This is a genomic window from Pseudomonas sp. 102515, assembly GCF_031085165.1.
Classification (GTDB): domain Bacteria; phylum Pseudomonadota; class Gammaproteobacteria; order Pseudomonadales; family Pseudomonadaceae; genus Chryseomonas.
In genome coordinates, this window is record NZ_JAVHTY010000015.1 from 1 (window position 1) to 740 (window position 740).

Annotated in this window: 1 rRNA gene; it reads right to left on the reverse strand. The window is 49.1% G+C overall.

The window, feature by feature from the left end:
* Positions 1-532: ribosomal RNA gene (locus RCF34_RS22790) — 23S ribosomal RNA — on the reverse strand; the annotation flags it as partial.
* Positions 533-740 lie beyond the last annotated feature (208 nt).

Consider the following 740-nt stretch of genomic DNA (forward strand, 5'->3'; position numbering starts at 1 on the left):
GGCTCCCACTGCTTGTACGCATACGGTTTCAGGTTCTATTTCACTCCCCTCTCCGGGGTTCTTTTCGCCTTTCCCTCACGGTACTGGTTCACTATCGGTCAGTCAGGAGTATTTAGCCTTGGAGGATGGTCCCCCCATATTCAGACAGGGTTTCTCGTGCCCCGTCCTACTCGATTTCATTGATAAGAGCGTTTCGCGTACAGGGCTATCACCCACTATGGCCGCCTTTTCCAAAGCGTTCCGCTACTCTCAAATCAACTTAAGGGCTGGTCCCCGTTCGCTCGCCACTACTAAGGGAATCTCGGTTGATTTCTTTTCCTCAGGGTACTTAGATGTTTCAGTTCCCCTGGTTCGCCTCTTAACCCTATGGATTCAGGTTAAGATACCTAGATTATTCTAGGTGGGTTCCCCCATTCAGAGATCTCCGGGTCACAGGTCATTTGCCACCTCACCGAAGCTTATCGCAGGCTATCACGTCTTTCATCGCCTCTGACTGCCAAGGCATCCACCGTATGCGCTTCTTCACTTGACCATATAACCCCAAGCAATCTCGCTGGCGTCCAAGGACGCTACCGATCTGCACAGCGTTAAATGAGTGAAGACGACATTTCGCCGAAAACTTGCGCTTGAGTTCGCAAGATTTTACCTTGACGACACTAACTGCCAGTGAAAACAGTTAATGCAGTCTACTTCTATCACTTTCCCAATTTTTTAAAGAACAGTTCTGATCAAAGACCAGA